27 protein-coding genes are annotated in these 21,999 nt (G+C 36.1%); 4 read left to right on the top strand and 23 right to left on the bottom strand.

The features are described 5' to 3' along the window. Positions 1–88: 88 nt before the first annotated feature. From ACIGHG_RS09915 to gcvT, 12 genes are all read right to left on the bottom strand, one after another. Entirely contained in the window at positions 89–862 is a 774-nt protein-coding gene (locus tag ACIGHG_RS09915; RefSeq protein WP_336471270.1) for an ABC transporter permease, read from the bottom strand. Then, the gene (locus tag ACIGHG_RS09920) at positions 862–1,764 is read right to left on the bottom strand and encodes an ABC transporter ATP-binding protein (protein WP_396548311.1); all 903 of its coding nucleotides are present in this window, start codon (positions 1,762–1,764) and stop codon (positions 862–864) included. The genes ACIGHG_RS09915 and ACIGHG_RS09920 overlap by 1 nt, the downstream gene beginning before the upstream one ends. Before the next feature lie 278 nt (positions 1,765–2,042). Beyond that, positions 2,043–2,675: an ABC-2 transporter permease gene (locus ACIGHG_RS09925; protein WP_396548313.1), complete on the bottom strand. Its 633-nt coding sequence runs from the start codon at positions 2,673–2,675 to the stop codon at positions 2,043–2,045. 15 nt (positions 2,676–2,690) lie between these two features. Then, entirely contained in the window at positions 2,691–3,362 is a 672-nt protein-coding gene (locus tag ACIGHG_RS09930) for an ABC-2 transporter permease (protein WP_396548314.1), read from the bottom strand. Continuing rightward, positions 3,343–4,215, bottom strand: coding sequence for an ABC transporter ATP-binding protein (locus ACIGHG_RS09935; protein ID WP_336471266.1), 873 nt, complete (start codon positions 4,213–4,215; stop codon positions 3,343–3,345). Before ACIGHG_RS09935 ends, ACIGHG_RS09930 begins: the two co-directional genes overlap by 20 nt. A 5-nt stretch (positions 4,216–4,220) precedes the next feature. Next, the gene (locus ACIGHG_RS09940) at positions 4,221–4,595 is read right to left on the bottom strand and encodes a GntR family transcriptional regulator (RefSeq protein WP_336471265.1); all 375 of its coding nucleotides are present in this window, start codon (positions 4,593–4,595) and stop codon (positions 4,221–4,223) included. A gap of 402 nt (positions 4,596–4,997) precedes the next feature. After that, positions 4,998–6,566, bottom strand: coding sequence for an alpha-helical endospore appendage domain-containing protein (locus ACIGHG_RS09945; RefSeq protein ID WP_336471264.1), 1,569 nt, complete (start codon positions 6,564–6,566; stop codon positions 4,998–5,000). A 283-nt stretch (positions 6,567–6,849) separates the two neighbouring features. Next, positions 6,850–7,041: a hypothetical protein gene (locus tag ACIGHG_RS09950; protein WP_090913838.1), complete on the bottom strand. Its 192-nt coding sequence runs from the start codon at positions 7,039–7,041 to the stop codon at positions 6,850–6,852. A gap of 161 nt (positions 7,042–7,202) precedes the next feature. Further along, positions 7,203–7,427, bottom strand: coding sequence for a DUF3929 family protein (locus ACIGHG_RS09955; RefSeq protein ID WP_090913836.1), 225 nt, complete (start codon positions 7,425–7,427; stop codon positions 7,203–7,205). A gap of 721 nt (positions 7,428–8,148) precedes the next feature. After that, positions 8,149–9,624: an aminomethyl-transferring glycine dehydrogenase subunit 2 gene (gene gcvPB, locus ACIGHG_RS09960; protein ID WP_336471263.1), complete on the bottom strand. Its 1,476-nt coding sequence runs from the start codon at positions 9,622–9,624 to the stop codon at positions 8,149–8,151. Beyond that, positions 9,621–10,964, bottom strand: coding sequence for an aminomethyl-transferring glycine dehydrogenase subunit 1 (gene gcvPA, locus ACIGHG_RS09965; RefSeq protein WP_090913832.1), 1,344 nt, complete (start codon positions 10,962–10,964; stop codon positions 9,621–9,623). Before gcvPA ends, gcvPB begins: the two co-directional genes overlap by 4 nt. Before the next feature lie 20 nt (positions 10,965–10,984). Beyond that, positions 10,985–12,085, bottom strand: coding sequence for a glycine cleavage system aminomethyltransferase GcvT (gene gcvT / locus ACIGHG_RS09970; protein ID WP_336471262.1), 1,101 nt, complete (start codon positions 12,083–12,085; stop codon positions 10,985–10,987). A 260-nt stretch (positions 12,086–12,345) separates the two neighbouring features. Between gcvT and ACIGHG_RS09975 the strand changes: the two genes are divergently transcribed. Then, positions 12,346–14,028 (top strand): DEAD/DEAH box helicase, encoded by a 1,683-nt coding sequence (locus ACIGHG_RS09975; protein WP_336471261.1) that lies wholly within the window; start codon positions 12,346–12,348, stop codon positions 14,026–14,028. Then, positions 14,015–14,809 carry a YqhG family protein gene (locus ACIGHG_RS09980; RefSeq protein WP_336471260.1) on the top strand — a complete coding sequence of 265 codons (795 nt, stop codon included), beginning with the start codon at positions 14,015–14,017 and terminating at the stop codon, positions 14,807–14,809. The genes ACIGHG_RS09975 and ACIGHG_RS09980 overlap by 14 nt, the downstream gene beginning before the upstream one ends. Positions 14,810–14,946: 137 nt before the next feature. Here ACIGHG_RS09980 and ACIGHG_RS09985 read toward each other — a convergent pair whose 3' ends face one another. Further along, on the bottom strand, positions 14,947–15,093 hold the full coding sequence (locus ACIGHG_RS09985) for a hypothetical protein (protein WP_090913824.1): 147 nt from the start codon (positions 15,091–15,093) through the stop codon (positions 14,947–14,949). 91 nt (positions 15,094–15,184) lie between these two features. After that, entirely contained in the window at positions 15,185–15,415 is a 231-nt protein-coding gene (locus ACIGHG_RS09990) for a hypothetical protein (protein ID WP_170857646.1), read from the bottom strand. 233 nt (positions 15,416–15,648) lie between these two features. Between ACIGHG_RS09990 and ACIGHG_RS09995 the strand changes: the two genes are divergently transcribed. Continuing rightward, entirely contained in the window at positions 15,649–16,272 is a 624-nt protein-coding gene (locus tag ACIGHG_RS09995) for a VC0807 family protein (RefSeq protein ID WP_336471259.1), read from the top strand. A gap of 74 nt (positions 16,273–16,346) precedes the next feature. Here ACIGHG_RS09995 and ACIGHG_RS10000 read toward each other — a convergent pair whose 3' ends face one another. The 9 genes from ACIGHG_RS10000 to comGA are packed head-to-tail and all read right to left on the bottom strand — an operon-like array spanning position 16,347 to position 21,004. Beyond that, positions 16,347–16,541: a YqzE family protein gene (locus tag ACIGHG_RS10000; RefSeq protein WP_090913818.1), complete on the bottom strand. Its 195-nt coding sequence runs from the start codon at positions 16,539–16,541 to the stop codon at positions 16,347–16,349. A 36-nt stretch (positions 16,542–16,577) separates the two neighbouring features. After that, positions 16,578–17,075, bottom strand: a complete 498-nt coding sequence (locus ACIGHG_RS10005) for a shikimate kinase (RefSeq protein ID WP_336471258.1) — start codon at positions 17,073–17,075, stop codon at positions 16,578–16,580. A gap of 1 nt (position 17,076) precedes the next feature. Beyond that, on the bottom strand, positions 17,077–17,454 hold the full coding sequence (gene comGG, locus ACIGHG_RS10010) for a competence type IV pilus minor pilin ComGG (protein WP_090913814.1): 378 nt from the start codon (positions 17,452–17,454) through the stop codon (positions 17,077–17,079). Next, positions 17,451–17,891, bottom strand: coding sequence for a competence type IV pilus minor pilin ComGF (gene comGF, locus ACIGHG_RS10015; RefSeq protein WP_396548320.1), 441 nt, complete (start codon positions 17,889–17,891; stop codon positions 17,451–17,453). Before comGF ends, comGG begins: the two co-directional genes overlap by 4 nt. Next, entirely contained in the window at positions 17,878–18,195 is a 318-nt protein-coding gene (locus tag ACIGHG_RS10020) for a type II secretion system protein (protein WP_336471256.1), read from the bottom strand. The genes comGF and ACIGHG_RS10020 overlap by 14 nt, the downstream gene beginning before the upstream one ends. Then, positions 18,185–18,619, bottom strand: a complete 435-nt coding sequence (comGD, locus tag ACIGHG_RS10025; protein ID WP_090913808.1) for a competence type IV pilus minor pilin ComGD — start codon at positions 18,617–18,619, stop codon at positions 18,185–18,187. The genes ACIGHG_RS10020 and comGD overlap by 11 nt, the downstream gene beginning before the upstream one ends. After that, positions 18,616–18,921: a competence type IV pilus major pilin ComGC gene (gene comGC, locus ACIGHG_RS10030; RefSeq protein ID WP_090913806.1), complete on the bottom strand. Its 306-nt coding sequence runs from the start codon at positions 18,919–18,921 to the stop codon at positions 18,616–18,618. The genes comGD and comGC overlap by 4 nt, the downstream gene beginning before the upstream one ends. A 12-nt stretch (positions 18,922–18,933) precedes the next feature. Continuing rightward, positions 18,934–19,974 (bottom strand): competence type IV pilus assembly protein ComGB, encoded by a 1,041-nt coding sequence (gene comGB / locus ACIGHG_RS10035; protein WP_396548323.1) that lies wholly within the window; start codon positions 19,972–19,974, stop codon positions 18,934–18,936. After that, positions 19,961–21,004 carry a competence type IV pilus ATPase ComGA gene (gene comGA, locus ACIGHG_RS10040; protein WP_090913801.1) on the bottom strand — a complete coding sequence of 348 codons (1,044 nt, stop codon included), beginning with the start codon at positions 21,002–21,004 and terminating at the stop codon, positions 19,961–19,963. Before comGA ends, comGB begins: the two co-directional genes overlap by 14 nt. A 224-nt stretch (positions 21,005–21,228) precedes the next feature. Between comGA and ACIGHG_RS10045 the strand changes: the two genes are divergently transcribed. After that, the gene (locus tag ACIGHG_RS10045) at positions 21,229–21,927 is read left to right on the top strand and encodes a helix-turn-helix transcriptional regulator (RefSeq protein ID WP_336471253.1); all 699 of its coding nucleotides are present in this window, start codon (positions 21,229–21,231) and stop codon (positions 21,925–21,927) included. Positions 21,928–21,999 lie beyond the last annotated feature (72 nt).

The raw sequence follows: 21,999 nt of genomic DNA on the forward strand, positions 1-21,999 counted from the left end.
GTTTGACTAGAAAAACACAAAGCTATAGTTGGCGCTTTCAGGTGAACTATAGAAAATAATACCAAGTTAGCGAGTAATTTATTTTCTTTTACAAAACATCGCGCCTTTGAAACAATGCACTTGAAATAACGAGTAAAACAACAAAATGAGCTAAAACAAATAACAATGATGTTAAAAATGTAAACTCTGAAAACATCGGTTTTGCTCCTTGATTGAGAAATTCATTACTATCATACACATTTAAATTCAGATGAAACATTACAACATATTTTGCTACCCCTTGAGCAAATTGGGATACTATCATTTCGAACGTTCCTTCTAGAAAAAAGAAGAAGAGTGTAATAACTAGTGGTAAAATTGATTTTCTAAAAATATTAGCTAATACCAATGTAACTGTTGGATAAAATAATATTGGTAACATATTATATCCAAAACTTTTTAATAAAATCACAAAAGTTACCTCTCCAATGCCTCCGCCAAAGGCAATAAAACCAATTAACATTGCTGTAAGTAAAGAAGTAATACATACAAAGAAAATAGCTAAAAGAACTGTAATGTACTTTGAAAATAGTATTGTCATGCGCTTTCTTGGGCGAATTAATAATTGTTTAATTGTACCCTTTTGAAATTCTTCTGTAATTGTGCGAGATGCTAACGTAATTCCAAAAACCGTCGCAAATTTCGCAATCAATCCAATATTTTGCTCTGCAAACATAATAAACCCTTCCATTTTCATTTCAGGCAGAGTCCATTTTATAATAGCTACCCCTGCGATTTCTAATATCGCTAGGACTCCTAACAAAATATACATACTCTTTTTCGCATGTAACTTTAAAAATTCATTTTGGATTAATTTCATCATTATGCTGTCACTCCCCCTGTGATTGCTAAAAATTCATCTTCTAATGATTTATTTTGAACTGTTACACTGTACACGTGAATATCGGCATACACTAATTTTTTCACAAGCTTCGGAATTTCCTCCTTCATGACAGATGCAATAATTTTGTTTTCTTGTATGTTTCCTTTTATCAGTTCATTCGCTCTCTCTACTTGATCTACTTCAAACACTACCATAATCTTGTCGTCACTTTTTGCCTTTTCACGTAAGCTATACTCTTGCATGAATTGTCCATTTTGAATAATGACTACACGATCACACATCAACTCAATCTCACTTAATAAGTGACTGGATACAATGACTGCAATGTTTTCTTCTTTTGCTAAACGTTGTAAGTAATCGCGAATTTGACGAATTCCTGCTGGATCTAAACCATTTGTCGGTTCATCTAAAATTAAAATTTTAGGATTATGTAATAATGCTTGTGCAATCCCTAAACGTTGTTTCATACCAAGAGAATATGTTTTTACCTTTTTATGAATCGCATGTTCTAATTCCACCAGCTTTACAATTTCAGCAATTCGTTCTTTACGAATTGGCGTAACAGCCATATTAGCAAAATGCTTTAAATTTTGCATTCCCGTCATATATTCATATAATTCCGGGTTCTCTACAATCGCTCCAATGTACTCTAGCGCTTTTTCATGCTCAGTACGTATACTGTGACCACAAATTGTAATATCGCCCTCTGTTACTGAAATCAGTCCTGTCATCATCCGGATTGTCGTCGTCTTTCCGCTCCCGTTTGGTCCCAAAAAGCCGTATACTTCTCCTTCCTGTACTTCAAATGAAAGCCCACGAATAATTTCAGCACTACCTATTTTTTTATGAACATTTTCTAATTTCACTACTACATTCCCCAATAATTCTTCCTCCCTTAGACCTCTGATTTTTTATCAACAAAGTCAAATGTTATTAATACTAATAAAAAAATTAGCAATCATTCGTTAAACTAAACACATTCAGTCCGTAATCTGTCAAAAGGTATTTCAAAATAACCTTGTTTATTCATTAACTCTAAATATTTATTAAAGATTATAGAATTATCTATCTTATCCTATAATTTCTATTGAAAAACTATGCATTATACAGAAAGTGAAGAAAACCAATACCTTTCCTTATTCATCTTCAGCTTAGTCTCTTAAAATTCTCTACCTTGAAAAATCGAAATAGAAAAAAACATAGAAACAAAATACGCGATACATACTCCAATACTTAACATACTTACGATAAATACAAGGTTTGAAGAGTGAAAAAACATTAACATAAGCCTTTCCTCCGCAAGAATATTGCACATTAACCCCAACAAGCCGATTAGCGGGAACATGAAAACTAGGCTAAAAATAGTAATTATTTGTTTACTACCCCCATATTTCAATGGAAGAAGCATAATTCCATAAAGAGCAGAAAGACAAACGGCTATAAAGATGGCATACCACGGAATATTTATAGCTTTACCTAACAAAATTTTAGGTAATATAACAATGATTAATGTAGCAATTAACCCGCATCCAATAAAGAGAATTGTCGATATATATTTCGCAATGACAATATCCTTTCTAACAAATGGGAAACTAATTAATAGTTTATCTGTTCCATTTTTATCCTCCAACTGTAATGATCCAAATATCAATACGCTACAAGTAACAAAACAAACCCACGCAATCTGAAACGGCTCAGCGGACTGTTTCAAAGCACAATAAATTGGCAATATAAGATAAAGAAAAAAAACTTTTCGTTGTAAGAAAAAATCCTTCCATACTAACTGTTGCATGATCTCTTCTCTCCTTTATATATCTCTTTTTTCATATAATTTAATTGCAATAAACATAGAAACAATATATATAACTGCCAACCCAGCTATCCCTACTATACTTACCCCTACATGAGACAGATTCATGATCCAATCACCGAATGAATCTTCCACACGATTCTCTCCCTCATCTATAACAAATAATGGTATAAGCGTCGTAGGTATAATTAATCCTATTGCAAATAAACCGCGGATAATTTTTGAATCAGTTCCATAATAAACAGGCAAGAATAATGCAATGTATATAAATGAAACGATAATACCTCCTAGCACTGTATACCACTTGAGCTCGATATAAAAATATGGATGATATACACGAATATCCTCAATTAAAGTCATCCCTCTTATTATCCAAGTGGCTGCTGTTGTTAATACAATCGCTATAATTGTCGATATAATAAAAGTCATATATTTCGCTATAATAATTTCCTTCCGTTCTATCGGTAAACTAGCAATGATTTTTTCACTGTCATTCTTTTCATCCGATCCTACAGACAACAGAATAGATACTATTACTGATAGTAAACTGCTCACAGAAAAAATGTGTGAATTAGATGGATTCGTTATAAATAAGAGAGCCGGAAACCCTAAACAAAATATCCATATAGCGCGTAGAAAATACAAGTCTTTAAACACAAGCTGACGCATTTCTCTTTCTCCCCTTCGCCGTATACACGATAATATCATCGATCGTCGGCTTTTCCAGTACAACCTCTTGACCGAACCAATCTACAACTGCCTGTTTATCACGCGCCAATCCTTCAAATCCATATTTATTTTTTCTTAAACCGATAAACAGTTCTTTCCCTTGTTTGTCTAACAAATCGTTGCTTCCTTTTACGATTGTGTAATTCTCTAGCAGCTCGTCTTTCTCTCCAGTAAAGACGATTTCACCTTCATTGATAAATGTAATATAATCAGCAATGCCTTCTAAATCCGTTGTAATGTGTGTAGAAAATAATACGGATATTTCTTCTTCCATCACAATCTCTTGCAATATATCAAGCAGTTCACTTCGGACAACTGGATCTAACCCTGCTGTTGGTTCATCCATAATGATTAGCTCAGCATGATGTGACAGCGCCATAGCGATGGCATATTTCATTTTCATTCCTTTTGATAACTGTTTAATCTTTTTATTTTTCGGAACTTGTAATCGCTCCATGTATGATTGGTATTGTGCTTCGTCCCACTTTTTATAAAAAGGCGCAATAATGCGCTTCATTTGTTCACATGTTAAATCTTCATAGTAATGATTTTCATCATATACAAAACCGATATTTTGTTTTACTTCTTTTTCATGTTTTTGATTGTCTTTACCGAAAATATAAATTTCACCACTATTTCGTTTTACTAAATTCATTATCATTTTGATTGTCGTACTTTTTCCTGATCCGTTTGCTCCAATAAACCCCATAATATATCCGCGTGGCAGTTTAAAATTTACATTTTGGATAGAAAAACCTTGATAGTCTTTGCAAACATTTTTTAATTCTAGCATGTGTCTTATTCCCCCTTATATAGAAAGGCAATGATGTGCTGTAACTCTTCCAGAGACAGTTGTAGTAGTTTACTTTCATTTACCACTTCTTCAGCCTTACTTTCTAACAGTCGCAACCTTTGTTCTCGTATGAGCTCATTATTTTGCACAGAAACATACGTCCCTTTTCCAGCAACTGTTTCTATATACCCTTCTTTTTCAAGCTCTTCATACGCTCGTTTCGTCGTAATTACACTAATTTGTAATTCCTTCGCCAAACTACGGATAGACGGTAATTGCTCTCCACCTTTTAAATCACCATTTAAAATAAGCTGTCGAAGCTGCTTACTAATCTGTTCATAAATCGGATCTGGTGAAGAGTTTGAAATAATAATATTCATATTTCCCTCCAAGGTGTATATACTGTATATATGTTATATATACAGTATATACACACTTCTCCATTTTTGGCAACAAAAAAAGACCAACAATTTCCTGTTGGTCTTTCCAGGCTGTGAAGAAAGCCTGAAGGACAGTTCTTCAGACAAGAAGTAACTGCCTTTTTTATATCATTTTCTCCCATGTATGTATAAAAAACGAGCTAATATTCATTCAGCTCGTTTTTGTTTCTATCATCTATCAATACCTGTATAGAAAAAGACCTTGACCGCTTCTATGCATGGCCAAATACTCTTATCTGCCTAAAAAGGACGCGGGTTTTTATGTCGATTTTTTTAGTTTGTATTTATATAGATTCTTTTATGGAATCATTCACTACATATTCAGCAGTAATAAAATAATAGTTACAGGCAGTCAACAATGTGAGTAGTGACAGTAAGGGATCCCCCTCCCACAGTAGGAAATGTAGCAGTAACATCTACTGTCCCAGGTCCGTCAATGGCTGTAAAAGTAGTGCTAAAGTTACCCAAAGCATCAGTAGTCGTCGTAGCAGGAGATACCGATGCAAGAAGAGGGTTATCAACTGAAAATTCTACAGGAATTCCCGCAACTGCGAAGCCTAAACCTCCACCAACGAACAATTGACCAGAAACAGTTGTCGTATTAGGTCCTGTTCCGGAAGAGCATACATCTTCAGCAATGCTAAGACTAGCGCCACCGAAAATGCTACAGTCGACAATGTTAGGACCGACAGTGAGAGAACTTCCAAAAGTAGGAAACGAAGCGGTAACACCTACTGTTCCAGTTCCATCAATGGCTGTCAAAGTAGTAGTAAAGTTACCCGAAGCATCAGTAGTAGTATTAACAGGAGACACGGAACCACGAAGAGGATCATCAACTGAAAATTCTACAGGAATCCCCGCGACTGCAACGCCTCCATCAACGAACAATTGACCAGAAACAGTTGTCGTATTGGGTCCTGTTCCACTAGAGCATATATTTACTTCATCAACGCCAAGAGTAGCGCCACCGAAAACACTGCAATCAGCAATGGTAGCAGAGAGAGTAATAGAGAATCCTCCTATAGTAGGCAATGTAGTAGTAACACCTACTGTCCCAGGTCCGTCAATGGCTGTAAGAGTAGCGGTAAAGTTACCCGAAGCATCAGTAGTAGTATTAGTAGGAGATATTGAAGCAAGGAGAGGATTATCAACTGAAAATTCTACAGGAATTCCCGCAACTGCGACGCCTCCGTCCACTAACACTTGACCAGAAACAGTTGTCGTATTAGGTCCTGTTCCACTAGAGCATATATTGGAAGCAATGTTAAGGCTAAGTTCAGATAAAACGTTACAGTTATCAATAATAGTAGTAGTGATTGGATCACTATTTCCTCCTAAAGCAGTAGCGGTAATCATTACTGTACCAGGTCCATCGATAGCTGTGAAAGTAGCAGTAAAGTTGCCAAATGCATCCGTAACAGCAGGATTAGGAGCTACAGTACCAAGAGCAGGGTTATCTACTGTAAAGGAAACCGGCGTACCTGCTGGAGGGGGACTTCCCCCCACCAATACTTGACCAGTAAGAGTCGAAGTATTGGGACCTGTTCCAGAAGTACATATCGTGGTTGGATCAGCATTCAGAGTAATTATTGGAGCAGTAGTTGCTAATAGATCAAGAACATTTTCAAATTTAAACTCTAGTAACATCTCCTTTTTAATGACGTCACGAAGGGTTCTTTGTACACTTGAGTCGACAGCAAGAAGATTAGATATCGTAACTACTGGAGGTGAAAGTGTAGTTCTTCCCGGCGGTAATGTTCCTAAAACAAATTGAAGCTTCTCTGCCTCAGCATTGATAATATGAGCCAAAGCTAATTCTTCTAGGGCAATAGAGCTTAAAAGCAATGGGATCGTTTGTGCAGTCGTAACAGAAATGGTAGGGGTAATATTAGGTATGTTTGGAAAAGACAATATATATTCATCCTTTCTAGCTAGGAAACCATCGAATCACTTTATTCTGTGCATAGATAGGTCTCCTACTTTTTGAATTTAAACGTTCATAATTTGAAAAGGAATATTATGAACAATGAGTGTACTAGGTATTCTCTCTATTCTATGTAACAAGCATCTAGATGGCTGAGCATTTGTCTTGCCGCAAAGGTATATTTTTTAGTGAACGAGCCCTTTTTATCCCCTCGCTATTTGGGACAATAAAAAAAGACCAACATTTTTCTGTTGGTCTTTCATATATGTATCACTTCTCAAAGCGATTTAACATCTCATCTCTCATACCAAAGCTCACAACTGCAATTCCGACATACATAAAAATAAGAAATGCTGGATGTACTGTGTTGTACCAATGGCTATCAATAATTAAATATACAGTTAATGCTGTAACAAGTAAAAATGCAACAATAAACATATAGAAATGTCTTTGACTACCCATAACGAACTCCTCTCTAATTACTCATTTATCCCGCTATTCGTGGGAGTATTACTGCCCGTAAAAGCCCGATTGGTTCAACTAATAATCAGTGGGGGATGAAGAAACCCCCCACTGATTAAAGTTTCACTTTATTGTAACGAATTATCCTTTATGACTCAAGGCTAACTTTCCTGTAAATGATCTAACTCCACTTTCACAATATCATGACAAGCGATTGGAATCAGTGTTCCTTTACTATCAATTGCAGTTACACTCGTGTTATCTAATACGTGATGTTTCACTCTCTCTAACATTTTTTCTGTATCTTGGTAATAAAATTCTTTAATATCCTTAATCATATCACCATTTTCTAAATGATACACCATCCTACAGCGCTTATAGCCCATCTTTTTCATCCCCTTGTTCATTTCTTCACATATGTATGAAAAATTGACTTTTTTGCTTCTCATTCACTTTAATTTTAATAAAATTCTAACAAAAATACACACTTTTATCAAAGAGACTTTTTCAACAAAAATGTTGAGAAAGTCTGATAAATCTCCAATCTTACATAAAACATGCGATTTTATAACATCTTTTTTAAGTAATAACCTTTTTGGTCATAATATATAAATTTATTTTGATTTTTCAACATATAAGTCGCTGCTACGAAGAAAAAAGAAGCATGCCCTTTGCTTTCTCTCTTTGTTTTCACTTCGCATGTGGCAAAAAAGGCCCTGACCGCTTCTATGCATGGCCAGATGCTCTCGTCCACCTAAAAAGAATGGTTTTATTGTTGGTTTTTCAATTTGTATTGTAACTACTCAGCTATACCTTTTAGAAATTTAGAAAAGGGTATGATTCTAGTGAAGATGTGTCTCTCTATTACTTATAAATTCATTTTTGGGCATATAGACTGCTGTAATGCAAACAAGGCAGGGACCTGCACTTATTGTCTACTTTTGTTTTCAAACCTTGCACGTGGCAGGAAAAGGCCCTGACCGCTCCTATGCATCGCTAGTCCCTCTCGCCCATTTAAAAAAATGCTTTTCTGTCGGTTTTTCAATTTGTATTTATATATAAAAAGAACTCGCATATAGCGAGTTCTCTACAAACTATTATTGATTATTAAACTTGTACCATAGATGGTTTTTGATAGCGTAAAATCGGCTTACGTGCTGCCATTGTTTCATCAAGACGCTTAATTACTGTTGTATGCGGCGCTTCTTGAACCACTTCTGGGTTTTCTTCTGCCTCTTTTGCGATTTGAATCATCGTATCGATGAATCCATCTAATGTTTCTTTTGATTCTGTTTCTGTTGGCTCAATCATAATACATTCTTCCACATTTAACGGGAAGTAAATTGTTGGTGGATGGTAGCCAAAGTCAAGCAGACGTTTTGCAATATCAAGCGTACGTACACCAAGTTTCTTTTGACGACGACCTGATAAAACAAATTCATGCTTACAATGTCTATCAAATGGAAGATCGTAAAATGGAGCTAATCTTCTCATCATATAGTTCGCGTTTAATACTGCATATTCTGTTACTGCACGAAGTCCATCTGGACCCATAGAACGAATATACGTATACGCACGAACGTTAATACCAAAGTTACCATAGAATGGTTTCACGCGTCCAATTGCTTGTGGACGATCGTAATTAAAGTGGTAGCCGCTTTCTGTTTTCTCTAAAACTGGCTTTGGTAAAAACGGAACTAAATCTGCTTTTACACCTACTGGACCAGAACCTGGTCCCCCGCCGCCATGCGGACCTGTAAATGTTTTATGAAGATTTAAATGTACAACGTCAAATCCCATATCTCCTGGGCGTGCTTGACTTAATACTGCATTTAAGTTTGCACCGTCATAGTACAATTTACCACCTGCATCATGGACGATTTGTGCCATTTCTAAAATGTTCTCTTCAAATAATCCAAGTGTATTTGGGTTTGTTAACATAAGCGCTGCTGTTTCTTCGTCCACAACACGTTTTAAATCTTCTAAGTCAACAAGACCATTTTCATTTGATTTTACTGTAATCGTCTCAAATCCTGCTACTGTTGCAGAAGCTGGGTTTGTTCCGTGAGCAGAGTCAGGAACAATTACTTTCGTACGTTTATAATCGCCATTCGCTTCGTGATATGCACGAATTAACATTAATCCTGTCCATTCACCGTGTGCTCCAGCTGCTGGTTGAAGTGTAACAGTATCCATACCTGTAATTTCTTTTAAATGTTCTTGTAAGTCATACATTAATTCCATTGCACCTTGCACTGTCTTTTCATCTTGAAGCGGATGAATATGTGCAAAGCCAGGGAAACGCGCTACATTTTCGTTAATTTTCGGATTGTACTTCATCGTACAAGATCCTAATGGATAAAATCCAGAATCAACGCCGTGGTTACGGTTTGAAAGCGCTGTGTAATGGCGCATAATATCAAGTTCTGATACTTCTGGAAGCTCTGCGTCTTCCGTACGAATATACTCGCTCTCAAACACATCTTCTAATTTTACTTCTTCTACATCTAATTGGGGTAAGCTATATCCTACGCGTCCTTCTCTACTCATTTCAAAAATAAGTGCTTGATCTTGCTTCTTCATTGGATAGCCCCCATTTCGTTCACAAGTGTGTCGATTTCTTCTTTTGTACGTAACTCTGTTACAGCTAGAAGCATACGATTTGTAAGTTCTTTATAATCACGGCCAAGATCGTAACCACCGATGATATTTTTTGCTAATAATGCATCGTTTACTTCTTGTACTGGACGTTTGCAATCTACAACAAATTCATTGAAGAACGGTCCAGCAAATGTTACCGTAAAGCCTTTTGCTTCAAGTTGACGTTTTGCATATTGTGCTTTAGAAACGTTTTGACGTGCCATTTCCTTCACACCTTGTTTTCCAAGTGCTGTCATTGCAACAGAAGCTGCTAATGCATTTAATGCTTGGTTTGAACAAATATTAGATGTCGCTTTATCACGACGAATATGTTGCTCACGCGCTTGCAGCGTTAATACGAAACCACGTTGTCCTTCAGAATCCACTGTTTGTCCAACAAGGCGTCCTGGGATTTTACGCATAAATGCTTTTGTTGTAGCAAAATAACCGCAGTGTGGGCCGCCAAACTGTGTTGGAATACCAAATGGTTGTGCATCACCGATTACAATATCAGCACCAAACTTACCAGGTGGTGTTAACGCTCCTAACGCTAATGGATTAGAAGAAACGATGAATAATGATTTTTGCTGATGAACGATTTTCTCAATATCAGCCAGTTTCTCCACTTGTCCAAAGAAGTTTGGATATTGAACGATTACACAAGCTACTGTATCATCTACTTCGCTTTGTAATACGTCTAGATCTGTTACACCATCTTTATAATCAATTTCAACAACCTCAAGGTGTTGACCTTTTGCATACGTTTCAAGAACTGCTCTTGATTCTGGATGAACTGCTTTAGAAACAAGAATTTTCTTTTTACGAGTATGACCTGCAGCTAGCATTGCCGCTTCTGCTAACGCTGTACCTCCGTCATACATAGAAGAGTTCGCAACATCCATACCTGTTAGTTCACAAATCATTGTTTGGAATTCAAAGATTGCTTGTAATTCCCCTTGTGAAATTTCTGGTTGGTACGGTGTATAAGCTGTATAAAATTCTGAACGAGAAAGAACATGATCTACAATTACTGGCGCATAATGATCATATACACCTGCTCCTAGGAAGGAAGCATAGTCTCTTAAGTTTGCATTTTTACGAGCAAGCTCAGACAGCTCTTTTAAAAGTTCTGGTTCTGATTTTGCTTGTTTAATATTTAAATTTCCTTGAAAACGAACGCTTTCTGGAATATCAGAAAATAATTCATCAATTGTTTGAACGCCAATCGTTTGTAACATTTCTTTTTTGTCTTCTTCTGTCATTGGAAGATAACGATGCAACATGAAATCTACCCCTCTCCCCGTTACTTTGAACGTTTGTAAAATGGTGTTGGAACAACAACTGCTTTGACGCGTTTATTACGAATTTCAATTTCCACTTCTGTATCAACTGCTGCATATTTCACATCAATTAACGCTAAACCGATACTTTTCTTTAACGTTGGAGATTGTGTCCCACTTGTAACTTCCCCGATTTTTTCTTCGCCTACATATACTGGATAATGAGTGCGCGGGATACCACGTTCAATTACTTCGATGCCGACTAATTTACGAGGTGCACCGTTTTCTTTTTGTTCCTTTAACGTTTCTTTTCCAAAGAAATCCATTTCTTTATTTGTTTTTACTGCAAAGCCAATGCCAGCTTCAATTGGTGTAATATCTTTTGATAACTCTTGACCATAAAGAGGAAGTGTTGCTTCAAAACGAAGTGTATCACGCGCTCCTAAACCACATGGTTTTAAGCCGTCTTCTTCCCCTACTTCAAGAAGTTTCTCCCAAAGCTTTGCAGCCTCTTCGCTCTTACAGTAAATTTCAAATCCATCTTCACCTGTATAACCAGTACGAGATACAAGCGCTTCTACACCAGCCACAAGAACATGGTCTTTAAATTTAAAAAACTTAATTTCTTTCAAATCTTCTGATACAACTTTTTGTAAAATGCCCTCTGCTTTTGGTCCTTGAATTGCAAGTTGTGCAATTTCACTAGAAACGTTGACTACTTGCACATCACCGCTTACATGAGAAGCTAACCACTGGTAATCTTTCTCAATATTAGATGCATTGATTACTAATAAATAGTCTTCTTCTCCGCGTTTGTAGATTAATAAGTCATCTACCGTACCACCATCTTCGTAACACATTGCCGTATATTGTGCTCCGCCTACTTTTAAGATAGAAACATCGTTTGTAACTACACGTTGTAAAAATGCTAAACTATCTGCACCTTTTACTTCTACTTCTCCCATGTGAGAAACATCAAAAAGACCTGCTGCTGTACGAACAGCTTCATGTTCTTCTTTAATACTTGAAAATTGAACTGGCAATTCCCAACCACCAAAATCAATTGTTTTCCCACCATACTTCGCGTATACATCAAATAGCGGTGTACGTTGTAACGTAATCATGTTCTCTCCCCTTTGCGCTTTCTATGACAAATTAATAAAAGTTGGCTTCCCATTTCTAAACATTTTCAATTCTGAAAAGACGGGATATACGGAATCTCATTCTATTTTTTTATGAAAGCGTAAATAAAAAAGTGCTTTCTTGGATAAAATACGAAAGATTCCACACATTTCACACCATTATCCTAACATTTTTCGAGCCGTTTCATCAATATTCTAGCTAAAAAAATAATTTAGAATTTATAGAAGGTGAGATATTATCCATGAATGTCGAAATTTCAATAGAACGTTCTTGGCAAGAAAACTTCTTAAAACGAATAGAAGAAGATGGCCCGTGGACAAACTGGGAACTATTTCATCTTGCCTATCAAACTGAACAGTCCCTTCTCATCCCAACATTTGACGGGCTACAGGCACCTAAACATTTACCTAATTTCACGCCACTTCCACATCAGTTAGAGGTAGCGCAAACCGTCATTGAACAAATGAATGGAAAAGCAATCTTAGCAGATGAAGTTGGCCTTGGAAAGACGATTGAAGCTGGGCTTATTTTAAAAGAATATATGGTGCGCGGACTTGTGAAAAAAGTGCTCATCCTTGTACCTGCATCTCTTGTTTCACAATGGGCATATGAACTAAACACAAAATTTTTCATTCCAGCCGTTGCCCAGCGAAAAAGTTACTCATGGGAGCAAGCTGACGTTATTGTATCGTCTATCGATACAGCAAAGCGCTCTCCGCACCGTGATATTGTTTTAAATTTAGAATATGATCTCATTATTATCGATGAAGCACATAAACTAAAAAACAACAAAACGAAAAACTATGAATTTGCGCAACTATTAAAGAAAAAGTTTTGCTTATTACTTACCGCAACACCTGTTCAAAATCGCATTGATGAAATCTTTAATCTTGTTTCGTTATTAAAACCTGGACATCTCGGCAACCAATCCAACTTTGAAGAATATTATGCTTCCAAAAATCGCACCGATGAAACAGATGGACATTTAAAAGAACTCATTAATAAAGTAATGGTACGAAATCGCCGGCATGACACCGGCATTGAATGGCCAAAACGGCACGTTCATACGCTCTTTGTCGACTTCAATGAACAAGAGAAAGCTTTATACGATGCGATTGAGGGATGGAAAAGACAAGATGTATTTACTTCTGCATTTTCCGCTTTAACGTTAAAGCGCGAAGCCTGCAGCAGCCGCGAAGCTGTTTATTTCTCACTCAAAAAACATGTAGAAAAACGGCAAAAGGAAAATGCGCAGTACACAGTAGATCCATACATAGATGTGTTAATGGAGAAAATTAATGGTATTTCCTCTAATTCAAAAGCAAATAAAGCATTAGAAATCATTAAAGAAATTAATGATAAAGTTGTAATTTTCACAGAATACCGTGCTTCTCAAATGTATTTACAATGGTTTTTAAAGCAGCACGGCATCTCGTCTGTACCGTTTCGAGGCGGATTTAAACGTGGTAAAAAAGATTGGATGAAAGAATTGTTTCAAAACCATGCCCAAGTATTAATTGCAACAGAAGCAGGCGGTGAAGGAATTAACCTACAATTTTGTAATTACATGATCAACTACGACCTTCCTTGGAATCCGATGCGTCTTGAACAAAGAATTGGACGGATTCATCGCCTTGGACAAAAACATGATGTTCATATTTATAATTTGGCAACGAAACATACAGTAGAAGAACACATTTTAAAACTGCTGTATGAGAAAATTGACCTATTTGAGCGTGTCATTGGTGATTTAGATGAAATTTTAACAAGAATTAATATGAAAAATATCGATGCACACATTCACGATATTTTTACCCATTCCAAAAGTGAAGGGGAAATCCGAATCAAAATGGAAAATTTAACGTCCATTATTGAATTTGCCAAACGAAATGAAGCTGAGGTGCACGGCTATGCAGCAACATGAAATCCATCATTATTTACATTGTTTTTTTGAGGCAAACGGCTGTGAAATTTTGCAGCGTTTTCCTCATTTATTAGACGTTCAATTAACAATTGAAATGGACAAACTACTGATGAACCGTCCATTCTACTGGCATTATCTTGAAAAAACAGGTGGCATACCAAATCCGATGCGTCTTACATTCATTACCGATGCAAAACATGAGGAGCAAACAGGCGAACTCATTCACTACGGTTCTCCGCGCTTACATCAAATTTTTCAAGCAACAAAGGAATTAGGTGCTTACATTCGTTTATTTGAAGATGTATATTCTAATGGACAAACAAGCACTCCGCTTCATCCTTGGCTTGGCGTCAATATAAAAGTCTCCTATCAATGTGATCGAAAAAAAGATATGCTATATTCCATTGGGATTCACCTTATTTCTGGTGCGATGATTACAAATTTTCATGAGGCATTAACAGCGCTTCGTCTTACACCAAAAATTCCTGATTTTTGTTTTACATTAACGCCGATTATTAAACCGCAAAGCGGGCTATCTAGAATTGAAGAGGCAATGAAACGTATCATTGAATCAGATGATCACGCATGGGCTGAAGAAGCAAAAGTTCGTTGGAATCACGATTTACAACTACTAAACCGTTTTTATGAGGAAAGTGATGAATTACCAGAAAGCTATGAAATAGAAAAACGAGCCTTGCAAGAACAATACGAGCCGCGCATTACTATGCAAATTATAAACGGTGGACTCTTTTATGTGACAGCGAATCATTTTCTAACATAAAAAAACTCCTTCTACAAGGAGCTTTTTTTATGTTAGAAAATATGGGGAAGTATTCTCCCGCTATTTTTGAGCAGTAAAAGCCCGATTGAACGGACTTTCCATAAGCGGAGAATGCCCCCACTTATAAAAGTTTCGCTTTATATTTTCCCATTATATTTTCGGCCATCATTATGTTCTTGTTGGTGAATCTTTGTCATTCTCTTTTGATACTCTCTCTGTTTTGCACTTACATGATTTGCATCCGTTTCTCTATTTTTCTTTGAACCGCCTACTCCGTTACTCATTTTGTTCACCCCACTTGTCTATACTTCAACATTAGTTTTCGCAATCAACATTGCACTTATACAAAAAATAAGGAGAGGCATTTGCCTCTCCTTACACATATTTTTGAAACATATCATGCAGCCCTTGATTGACAAGGTAAGAAATCTGCTCATCTGACTTATCAGGATAGCGATCGCGCAGGCGAATAGATGCCTTTAAAATTAAATTCTCTAATACGGAACGTCCGCCTTTTCCATAAATTGTTTCTGCATATTCTATCAATTTTCCATCTTCAACTGTTGCAGGATTTTGATCGAAGAAAAATTTACTCATTTGTACCACTTCTCCTTTGATAGCGTTTACATTTATATAAACTCAACATGTTATTTATTTCACAATTAATGTATGCATGTATAGATGATTAGTTCCATTATAAAACAACATTGCCATAGTATCAAAGTGTATTTTAGACAATTTTGTGAACAAATCGAAAAATTGAAAGCGTTTTAATTGGTATATAAAGAAGTTTAACATTCAGAATCTTTGTTGTACAATACAAACAGAGGAGGAATTCAATGAAACAAAACAATAAAGTTGTCTACGATATTATTTTTTATCTCATCTTTCCATTTGTTATTTGGAAATTCGGTAAACAATATATGGATACATATTATGCCATGCTCATTTCTTCTGTTCCAGGCATTCTTTATACACTGTATTGTTTCAAAAAAGAACGGCAATTTCATGTAACCGGCTTTTTTATCCTCATCACGATGATTGTAAATACGAGCGTAGACTTACTTTCTGGCTCAGCCGAAAAAATGTTGTGGAACGACGTGTACTATCACATTGCACTTGGTATTGTTGTCATATGTACTATTTTTATAAAACAACCACTCATGTTATATTTCGCAGCCGACTACGCTGCATTGCAAGGAGATGATCGAAAGGAATCACAATTGTTATATCGTGACCCTCGCCTCTTTCCATCGTTCCAATACTTTACTTTCTTTTTTGGCTTACAATTTATTGTGCTTAGTAGCATCAAGATATATATGATTTCTAAATTTGGAGTAGATGGATACGGAGAAATGAAAGCGATTATGACAGGAATTGGTTGGTGCATTTCAATAGGAATTGGAGCTGGGTTCCTTTGGATTGGTAATAAAATTAAACAGGTGACTGAAGCTGAAGTTTAACGCATAGAAAAGAAGTTCCACTGCTTGTAAGCAATGGAACTTCTTTTCTAGTTGTAAATTATCCCCAAAAATACTTAACTTAATTTCTTTTTCTTCATTTGGCGATAAAAGATTGCGGCGCTTACCGGCAACATACCAAACCAACGATTCAAAAATGGTTCTCTCTCTTCACGGCGCTGCTGCCGTTTTTGTTTTCGATCCTCTTTTGGAGCATCCATATATGATACGAATTGTTGTGTGACATATTTTATATAATCATTTGTAGACATATCTATCACCTCTACTAGATTAGTATGTCCACTTTTTTATTTAGTAATCCACCCCTGAATTTCTTGAACAATTGCTTCAATACTTTTATTTGTCGTGTCGATCTTCACTGTTGCTTCTTCATAATAAACTTGACGCTTTTCAAATTTCTCGATAAACGACCTTATATTTTCTTTTTGAAATAACGGTCTTGTTGTATCCCCAGCAATTCGCTCTGCAATCACATATGGATCACAGTACAAATAAATTACAGTACCACGTTCTTTCATCCACTCTCGGTTCTCGGCTTTTTCGACGATTCCGCCTCCAGTTGTAATAATATAATTATTTGTCGGCAGTAATTGCAGCACTTCACTTTCATACTTTCGAAACACATCTTCCCCTTCTTCTGAAAAGATATCCCGAATGATTTTCTTTGTCTTCTCTTCAATACATTGATCTGTATCAATAACCGGCATATGAAGTGCACTGCTTAACGCTTTACCAACTGTTGTTTTCCCCGATCCCATAAAACCTGTTATATATAATGCTTTCATGTTATCCTCTCTCCTCTTGCCAATGCGTAATCGCTTCGTTATTTGTATTATAACGAAAGCTAACTTTACATGTGTGCTTTCGTTTTGTTATACATTGTAAAATAATAAAGGCATTCCCATCTACTATTGTGTAATCTCCCTTTGCTTCTCCTTTTTCATACGCATAAAAAAATTCTCTTTTTTCCATTTTAGCTTGTAATTCTTGTTTCACATCGGCAACAGCTTGGTTCGTTATTTCTTCTAAAATAAACAATTCTTCTGCTTCTGTATAAAATTTTTGATCTGATAGGAATATATTTGTCTCATATACTAAAAAAGACATGAGCAAAAATATGAGGATGATTGTTCCTGGCATTGTAAATCCACTTTCCGATCTCATCCTTTCACCTCAATAACAGAATAACGGGTAACAATACCATCATATACTTTACCGCTTATATCCTGTACACGTATCATTAATGTATGAGCTGCTAATTGATAAGAAATATTCTCTACTTTTTGTAAAAGAACTTCATGTCCCGTCCCATTTACTTTTCGAACAACATTATTTCCAGACATGTCATATGTGATTCGTTCTCCAGCCTTTGTTTTGAAAAATAATTTTCCGTCTCCGTTATTTCCTTCTTCCACTTCGCGAAACTCAATTTGCACTTGCTCTAAAAAAACGTTCCATTCCCAATTCATTATCTGTTTAGGGTACGGAGGTTCTATAAAGAGGACTTGAAGACGCGGGAGAAGAAGAAAAAATACAGATAAAAATAGAAAACATATCATAACTTCTAACAACGTGAACCCAGCTTGTTTATTTTTTAACATAACGACACCGTTCATTCTCACGCTGTTTACTATCTTTCCACATTACACACACCTTTTCGATCTCCCATTGAATTGTATATACCGTATTTTCATATCGCTTTTCTATTACTGGCGAAACTATATGATCATACATATATGCAGCTGCCGCTTCTTTCAAAAGTAGCTGCGCTTTATACCGAAACTGAATATTTTTTCTTTCTTGCATAATGAGAAGCGTTTGCGGAAGTAATAGCGAAACCGTCATCATTAACAAACTAAGAGACACAAGAATTTCTAGCATAACCGAACCTTTGTCACACTTCATAATACGTAAATCTTCCCCTCCCAAGTTGAAATACAACATGGTACGTTTTGGATTTATAAGAAATAATAATTGTTCCGCCTCTATTAATATTACCGTCCGTCCCATAACTCATTGGATTAGGGAATGTGTTTACATTCACCTGTATATCAGATGGATAATAACGAACAAGAACCGGATTTGTTTCTCCTGACGATGTAATGCTGTACGAAGCCTGATTAGGAAACCACCGTAATGTGTGACGATTATGGCGGCTCATCGCTACTTGTTGCATAAAAAGGATATCTTGAGAAAATTGCTGCATAAACTGATTCATCTTTTGTTTTTCATAAATCGACGATAAATTAAAATACGTTACAACACTTAAAATAGAAATAGCACTTAATACGAGGAGCATTTCTAATAATGTAAAACCATTTTTCTTCACGATTTCCCTACAACTTTAACCTCTCCATTTGCAGTATCGATTGTAATACTCTCCCCTTTTGGACAAGTTTTAGATGTAATATACTTACCCGTATACAAATCATCCACCGTTGGAATTTTATTATGTTCTAATTGATAAGCTTGTACTTGTGATTCAACAGATTTTACAAAGGCATCGCATCCCTTTCCTTGTACAGAAGAACGCTGGTTTACGACATTTGGAATAATAAGCAGTAGCAACACAGAAATTACAACCATAACAAGCAACATTTCTAACAACGTAAAGCCTTTTTCATTTTTCACAGAACACGCCTCCTAAATAGAATTCATCATTTGAAACATCGGCATAATCATCGCTAAATACATAAGCACAACCACCATTCCGATACATGCAAACAAAAGGGGTTGTATAACAAACAACATACGATTAATTTTCTCTTCGATTTTTTCTATTGTCATTTCACTATAATCGGCAAGCTCAGTTGCTAAATTGCCATTCGCTTGTCCATGTTTAATAATATAAGCGAGCTCCTGTTCATAGTACGAACGATTCATCATAATAGAATCAAGATGTTCACCTATCGTTAATAATTCCTGTATTTTAAGAGCCTCGCATTGAAAAAACAAATGATGCTTTTGCTCCTTCATTAACGTGAGCGCTTCTAATATAGATAGCCCGCCTTGTAAAAGACCGCTTAATTGAATTGCAAAATAGTGTGAGTTTGTTAATTTAAAAAACATTTTTATAAGAGGCACTCTCATACAAATATCCATTCTCGTAACCGGATGCAACCTTTTCACATACAGCATATATATAAGCGCTAGGGTGCCAATTGCAAAAACGACGCCTCCCATAACATACGGAAGTGCTTGAATAACTGTTAAAATATTGTCTGTAAATGAAGTGGATGATCCATGGAGTGAACGGTATAAAGTAGAGAACTGTGGAAGAAGAACTAGATTAAATACGAGGAGTATGCCTAATAAAAACAAAGAAAGAACGAATGGATAGCGCAGCACCTTCATCATATTTTTTTGATGTTTATCTTTTCTACTGAGGAGTGAGCTCCCTTTCTGCAACGCAAAGGCAATGTCACCATGCTGCTCGGCATAAAATAAATAGCTTAAAATATCGGGATGAAATGCAAGTTTATAAAACACATCATGTAAGCTGCTTCCCTTTTTAAATTCTTCAGCAGCATCTTGAAGCTGTATTTGTTTACTCGGGGTTAAGTGAAAATGCAGAAACTCTAATGCATGTAATAAAGAATATCCTTTCTCTAAAAGTTCGCCAAGCCTTCGGAGCAATAATGCTTGTTCATGTAACCGCCACTTTTCTTGCTTAAACATAAACATCTTCTTCAATAAACCCTAGTGCATATCCTTTTCTTAATTCATCTTGAAGCGTTGTATATTGGTACGTCGCTTGTTTTCCATTTGCTTCATAAATGACTTCTTTCAACTCATCACCATACAATAATTCATAAATGCTCGCTCGGCGTACGTGACGCATTTTTTTGCATAGAGGTGAGCATTTCCCTTTGCAAAATGGACATTTTAATTCCACTAGCCGCTGCGCCGCTACTGCTAATAGCGATTGTTCAATTTCTAGCAGGGTAATACCATAATCCATTAAACGTAACACCGCACTTTTCGCATCATTCGTATGCAATGTCGTCATAACTAAATGACCTGTCAAACTTGCTCGAACCGCCACCTTTGCTGTTTCCTCATCACGAATTTCTCCTACTAAAATAATGTCTGGATCATGACGTAAAATCGCTTTCAATCCCGTTGCATACGTAATACCAGCTTTTTCATTAATTTGAATTTGTAATAGCCCATCCTTTTTCTTTTCAACTGGATCCTCCAGTGTAACAATGCGGCGAGTCTGCGCCTTCTTTGCTACTTCTAAAAGAGCATACATCGTCGTCGTTTTCCCTGACCCTGTCGGTCCTGTAAAAATAATTAATCCGTGCGAATGGTGTAAAAAAGAGAGAAGTGTTTTTGCGGAATTTGGGAATAATGAAAGATGAGAGAGGTTCGGAACTGCAGTTTGTAAGTGCAACCGAATAACGAGACTTTCATGATGCACAGTTGGCAAAGTAGAAAGGCGTAAATATACCTCCTCATCATCAACCTTCATCTGCAATGAACCATTTTGCGGCTTTCTCCTTTCACCAATATCCATAGCTGCTAAAAACTTAAAGTGTGATACAAGTCGTTCACAAAATTCTTTTGAAGTATGATGCTTTGTCACCAAATCTTTTCCAATACGTAATTGTACAACAGCATCTTCGTGCCGCGGCACAATATGAAGATCTGATGCGCGCAACCTGCATGCTTCTTTCATAATTGTGTCAGCAAACTGTTCGACAGCATTCACTGTTATCGCCTCCTCACTCTTTATATATCATGGCCATCCTGAAAAGAAAAATAGTGAATTTGCTATTTTTATTGCATTATTTTTGAATTTCACAAATTAAAAAACCAAAACAGTTTGTGAAATTATGAACAATTAATGAATCATTGCCCAAAAACATGATTATACAACATTATCTATATTATAATATTGTTATCCCAGATAAACTGACAAAGGTGGCGATCCTCATGGAACAAGCTTTAAAAATTACAAACGTACTTTCTGACCCAACACGCTATTATATTTATAAATATATTTCTCAAAAACATACTGAGGTTACTGTACAAGAAATTGCTGACGAATTTGATATTCATCCAAATGTTGCGCGTTTACATCTTTCAAAGCTAGAAGATGTAAATATGCTAAAATCGGAAACAAAAAAAACGGGTAAAGGCGGCCGACCAAGTCGATTATATGTCTTATCAGATGATGTAATTCAACTGCAATTTCCGTTTCGTGATTATCAATTGTTAGCACAAATTGCTTGCAATACATTACTTAGTTTAGGCGAAATCGGTGAGAAAGCACTATATGAAACGGGTAAAAAGTTTGGTAAAGAATTAATGGAACAACAGCTAAATCGATTAAGCATTAACGAAAATGAATTGACGGTTGAACAAAAAATACAAATTGCCAAAGAAGCTTTAACAACAGCGGGCTTATCTCCGGAATTTGAATTAAGCACCGATGGATCAAAAATTTTCTATGATGTATACAATTGTCCATTTAAAGAAGTTGCCGTACGTCACCCAAAAGAAATTTGTAACATGCACGTAGATATGATGAAAGGTATCTTTGAAGTTCTATTTCCAAACATGGAATTAACACATAATGATACTATGTTCGAAACAGGTTGTAAGTCTTGTAATTATCATCTTCATCTGTAAAATAAGAAGCCAGATTATACTGGCTTCTTATTATTTTGTAAATGTTTACAATAGTTAGAAAAGTGCATTATA

Origin of the sequence: Bacillus sp. NPDC077411, from assembly GCF_044543425.1 — a bacterium.
Taxonomy (GTDB): Bacteria; Bacillota; Bacilli; order Bacillales; family Bacillaceae_G; genus Bacillus_A; species Bacillus_A bruguierae.

Excerpts from the sequence above, each read along its gene's own strand:
- gcvPA (WP_090913832.1), bottom strand. The coding sequence starts at position 10,964 with ATGTTGCATCGTTATCTTCCAATGACAGAAGAAGACAAAAAAGAAATG.
- ACIGHG_RS09930 (WP_396548314.1), bottom strand. The coding sequence starts at position 3,362 with ATGCGTCAGCTTGTGTTTAAAGACTTGTATTTTCTACGCGCTATATGG.
- ACIGHG_RS09915 (WP_336471270.1), bottom strand. The coding sequence starts at position 862 with ATGATGAAATTAATCCAAAATGAATTTTTAAAGTTACATGCGAAAAAG.
- ACIGHG_RS09940 (WP_336471265.1), bottom strand. The coding sequence starts at position 4,595 with ATGAATATTATTATTTCAAACTCTTCACCAGATCCGATTTATGAACAG.
- ACIGHG_RS10005 (WP_336471258.1), bottom strand. The coding sequence starts at position 17,075 with ATGAAAGCATTATATATAACAGGTTTTATGGGATCGGGGAAAACAACA.
- ACIGHG_RS09995 (WP_336471259.1), top strand. The coding sequence starts at position 15,649 with ATGAAACAAAACAATAAAGTTGTCTACGATATTATTTTTTATCTCATC.
- comGG (WP_090913814.1), bottom strand. The coding sequence starts at position 17,454 with ATGAGATCGGAAAGTGGATTTACAATGCCAGGAACAATCATCCTCATA.
- ACIGHG_RS09925 (WP_396548313.1), bottom strand. The coding sequence starts at position 2,675 with ATGCAACAGTTAGTATGGAAGGATTTTTTCTTACAACGAAAAGTTTTT.
- comGF (WP_396548320.1), bottom strand. The coding sequence starts at position 17,891 with ATGTTAAAAAATAAACAAGCTGGGTTCACGTTGTTAGAAGTTATGATA.
- ACIGHG_RS09955 (WP_090913836.1), bottom strand. The coding sequence starts at position 7,427 with ATGGGCTATAAGCGCTGTAGGATGGTGTATCATTTAGAAAATGGTGAT.
- ACIGHG_RS10045 (WP_336471253.1), top strand. The coding sequence starts at position 21,229 with ATGGAACAAGCTTTAAAAATTACAAACGTACTTTCTGACCCAACACGC.
- ACIGHG_RS09950 (WP_090913838.1), bottom strand. The coding sequence starts at position 7,041 with ATGGGTAGTCAAAGACATTTCTATATGTTTATTGTTGCATTTTTACTT.
- gcvPB (WP_336471263.1), bottom strand. The coding sequence starts at position 9,624 with ATGAAGAAGCAAGATCAAGCACTTATTTTTGAAATGAGTAGAGAAGGA.
- ACIGHG_RS09975 (WP_336471261.1), top strand. The coding sequence starts at position 12,346 with ATGAATGTCGAAATTTCAATAGAACGTTCTTGGCAAGAAAACTTCTTA.
- ACIGHG_RS10000 (WP_090913818.1), bottom strand. The coding sequence starts at position 16,541 with ATGTCTACAAATGATTATATAAAATATGTCACACAACAATTCGTATCA.
- comGB (WP_396548323.1), bottom strand. The coding sequence starts at position 19,974 with ATGTTTATGTTTAAGCAAGAAAAGTGGCGGTTACATGAACAAGCATTA.
- ACIGHG_RS09985 (WP_090913824.1), bottom strand. The coding sequence starts at position 15,093 with ATGAGTAACGGAGTAGGCGGTTCAAAGAAAAATAGAGAAACGGATGCA.
- ACIGHG_RS09935 (WP_336471266.1), bottom strand. The coding sequence starts at position 4,215 with ATGCTAGAATTAAAAAATGTTTGCAAAGACTATCAAGGTTTTTCTATC.
- ACIGHG_RS10020 (WP_336471256.1), bottom strand. The coding sequence starts at position 18,195 with ATGAAGTGTGACAAAGGTTCGGTTATGCTAGAAATTCTTGTGTCTCTT.
- ACIGHG_RS09980 (WP_336471260.1), top strand. The coding sequence starts at position 14,015 with ATGCAGCAACATGAAATCCATCATTATTTACATTGTTTTTTTGAGGCA.
- gcvT (WP_336471262.1), bottom strand. The coding sequence starts at position 12,085 with ATGATTACGTTACAACGTACACCGCTATTTGATGTATACGCGAAGTAT.